This is a genomic window from Actinomadura sp. 7K507, from assembly GCF_004348425.1.
GTDB lineage: Bacteria > Actinomycetota > Actinomycetes > Streptosporangiales > Streptosporangiaceae > Spirillospora.
On record NZ_SMKK01000506.1, the window covers coordinates 1 to 1,818 of the forward strand.

Here is a 1,818-nt window from a genome sequence, read left to right on the forward strand (position 1 = left end):
CCGCCCACCTCACCCGGAAGGTTCCCCATCCCGCGCAGGGGCGCCCGCCGGCTGCTGGCCAGAGTGCCCGGCCACCGGCCGCCCCTTCCCACGCGGACGCTCAGGCAGCTTGAGCCGCCGCGCCGCCGAACTGATCGCACCGCGCGACCGCCCGAAATGCGCTGCCAGCTCCCCAACGCCCATCGCGTCCCACAGCCGCCGCAACTCCGCTTCCTCAGCCGGTTGCCACGACCGGCCATGGTTCTGATTCCGCCCACGCAGCCGAGCCGTCCGCGACGCCGCCCCACCATCCAGCGTTTCCACGATCCCCGCCGGAATATCGAGCGCCACTTTGCCATCCGACATCAGCACCAGCCGGTCAGCATCCACCGTCATCTCGGTGAGCGTGACCCCGCCGAACTGTCGTGGACCATCGAACACCACCCGTACCTGACCCATGCGCACCGTCCCCGTGACGAGCCCCCGACCGGAACACCGTCATACCCGCACAACCCGCGCACCACGCCACCCACCCAAGCGTCAACGCGCGACCGCCCCCGGTCAGGATGCAAAGACCCGTCGCCGCATCGCCCACCAGGTGAAAAACTCAGACCCGACACTTCTCAGCGAGGAGGCAAGGGATGACGCTGCTCACCACATCAAGCGCGATCCAGGGCGACTTCGCCGTGATCACCTTCGACGGCGAACTCGACTACTCCACTGCCCGCATCGCTGAAGCCGCGATGACCCACGCGCTCTCAGGCCCGACCCCGCACCTGATCCTCGACCTCACCGCGTTGTCGTTCATGGACTCCAACGGCCTAGCCATCTTCATACGCGCCTACAAGACGCTCCGCAGCCGAGAGGGAACCATCGCCCTGGCCGGACTGTCTCACCCGCTCCAGCGAGTCACCAGCATCGCCGGGATCAGCAACATCATCCCCATCTTCCCGACCGTCCAGGACGCCACCAGCACCGGCCCCGTTGCGCTCCACTCGCCAGACGAACCCGCCCAGCCCCAGGGCGACCCGCTTGAAGACGCGCACTGAACCCAGGCCGATCGGTCCGGACCCAGACCCCGGCCAGCAACCCGTGCACGTCCCGCGTTCACCCGGTCCCTAGATCAGGACGACCGAGCATGCGCGCCTCACGCAGTCGCCACCCGCATTCCTCTTGCGCCCCTACTTCCGCAGCGGCCCCCGCAGCACAGACATGAGAGACCCGCACGTCACCCGGTTCCACAACCGTCTTGTGGTACCTCGGAGGCCAGCGCACCCGGATCCGCCGCGCACATGCCCCGCACGCCCATTCCTCTTCCCCGGCATCGGTCACGGCGACCTGGCGCATGCGGTGTGACTGCCACGGCGACATACCCCCGGCCCCTCTACTGTCCAAGGACAAACCTCATAAACGTCATTACCTCGCTATGAGCAGGGCAAACCGGCCGCCGGTACAGCAGCGTCCAAACCGTTCATCGCACCGTTTGCGCCGCTCGTCGCGATCCGCCGTCGGAAACCTCGCCAAGCAGTAGCTTCGTTTCGTCATCGAGTGAGCGCTAGGCGTGATTTTGGTGGGGGAGGGGCGGTTCTGCTGTCCAGCCGGAACCGTCCCTGAGTCGCGAGCGCACATCCGAGGCGGGGGGATCCGGGGTCACGGCCCGCGCGGAGCTACGGCGCGCACCGGCAGCCGTGGCCCCGCCCCGCCGGAAACCGGAAACCAACGCGGGCATCGAAACGAACGTGGTCAGGGCACCCGCAGCCAGTTGCCCGCTAACGACCCCAGGCGCTCAACGCCCAGCAGGCGCGCAACGCTCAGGTGCTTTCGGTTCCCAACCAACCC

Annotated in this window: 2 protein-coding genes; one reads left to right on the forward strand and one right to left on the reverse strand. The window is 67.8% G+C overall.

The window, feature by feature from the left end:
• Positions 1-9: 9 nt before the first annotated feature.
• Positions 10-438: a hypothetical protein gene (locus E1285_RS44885; protein WP_132161003.1), complete on the reverse strand. Its 429-nt coding sequence runs from the start codon at positions 436-438 to the stop codon at positions 10-12.
• A 182-nt stretch (positions 439-620) separates the two neighbouring features.
• Between E1285_RS44885 and E1285_RS44890 the strand changes: the two genes are divergently transcribed.
• Positions 621-1,028: an STAS domain-containing protein gene (locus E1285_RS44890; RefSeq protein WP_132161004.1), complete on the forward strand. Its 408-nt coding sequence runs from the start codon at positions 621-623 to the stop codon at positions 1,026-1,028.
• Positions 1,029-1,818 lie beyond the last annotated feature (790 nt).

What these genes read in the sequence shown, in the direction of transcription:
- E1285_RS44890 (WP_132161004.1), top strand. Translation starts at nt 621, where the DNA reads ATGACGCTGCTCACCACATCAAGCGCGATCCAGGGCGACTTCGCCGTG.
- E1285_RS44885 (WP_132161003.1), bottom strand. Translation starts at nt 438, where the DNA reads ATGGGTCAGGTACGGGTGGTGTTCGATGGTCCACGACAGTTCGGCGGG.